Consider the following 1,319-nt stretch of genomic DNA (forward strand, 5'->3'; position numbering starts at 1 on the left):
TGATATTATCCCCTTAAGGTAGACAGTGTAAAAAGACCATGAACAAACATGGATGTTACACTTCTACTTGGAGGGGATTTTATTATGGCTAAAAAAGGGTCTACATTTCAAACTTATTCAAATGAATTAAAGATACAAGCTGTAGAAAGTTTTTTAAATGGTGAGGGTAGTCAATCAGCTATAGCGAAGAAATATGGACTTAAAAGTAGAACGCAATTAATAGAGTGGGTTAGGAAATATCAAGAAACAGGCGGTATTTCAGACTCACGGGGAAAAAGTAGTGGTAATAAGGGCCTCAAAAACCCCTTGAAAGGTCGTCCTCGTACGAAATTCGATAGTATGGAAGAGGAGTTGGAATACTACAAGGCACAGGTGGCGTACTTAAAAAAGCAGTATCCAAATCTGTAGGAGGTGTCCTTGCTCAAACAGCTAAGTACGAGATTATTGAAGAACTACGTTCTCGATACAAAGTAATCTGGCTTGTCGTCATTGCTCAGTTAAATCGTTCTAGCTACTATAAGTGGCGTTCAACACGTATGCAAAGAAAATTACGTTTTTCAAAGGATGATACATTGCGTGAACAAATTCAAGCGATTCACATAAAACACAAGGAATATGGCTATCCTCGTATGACAATTGCCTTACGAGAAGAGGGCTTTTTAGTGAATCACAAAAAAGTATGTAGACTTATGCAAGAGCTTCAAATTCAATCGATCATCCGTAAAAAGCGACGCTTTTTTAAAGGGAAATCCTCAAAGATTTTCCCAAATGTAGTAGAACGCCAATTCCAAAATCGCAAACAAAATGAGGTATTTGTCACAGACATCACTTACTTGCCATTCAAAGATAATTTTCTCTATTTATCGGTCGTCCAAGACATTTACAATAATGAAATTGTTGCTTGGAAACTCTCACATCGCAATGATCTACAACTTGTTCTCGATACACTTGATTTAGCAACACAAAAAAGAGATGTGTATGGAACCATCATCCACTCAGATCAAGGATTCCAATACACATCTCATGCTTATCATCGTACGCTTCAACAGCTAGGTGCCATCGGCAGCCACTCTCGCAAAGGAAACTGCCATGACAATGCTTGTATTGAATCATTCTTTTCTCATTTTAAATCTGAAATGTTTTATCTCAATTATTATCAAACAAAAGAAGAATTGATTCAAGCAATTGAAACATACATCTATCATTATAACTACAAACGATTCCAAAAACGACTCAATCATCGAGCTCCGATTGAATATCGAATCTCAATGGCTGCTTAGTCTTTTTTAAAAGCTGTCTACTTGACGGGGATAAGACCA

At 36.9% G+C, this 1,319-nt stretch carries 1 protein-coding gene; it reads left to right on the plus strand.

Annotated features, from left to right (window positions below):
* The first annotated feature begins 84 nt into the window (after positions 1 to 84).
* A protein-coding gene (locus tag V7038_RS14950) for an IS3 family transposase (RefSeq protein WP_415868883.1) occupies positions 85 to 1,280 on the plus strand; the annotation gives its coding sequence in 2 pieces (ribosomal slippage) (positions 85 to 382 and positions 382 to 1,280; 1,197 coding nt in all).
* Positions 1,281 to 1,319: the final 39 nt, after the last annotated feature.

Origin of the sequence: Bacillus sp. JJ783 (genome assembly GCF_036963225.1) — a bacterium.
GTDB lineage: Bacteria > Bacillota > Bacilli > Bacillales > Bacillaceae_G > Bacillus_A > Bacillus_A cereus_U.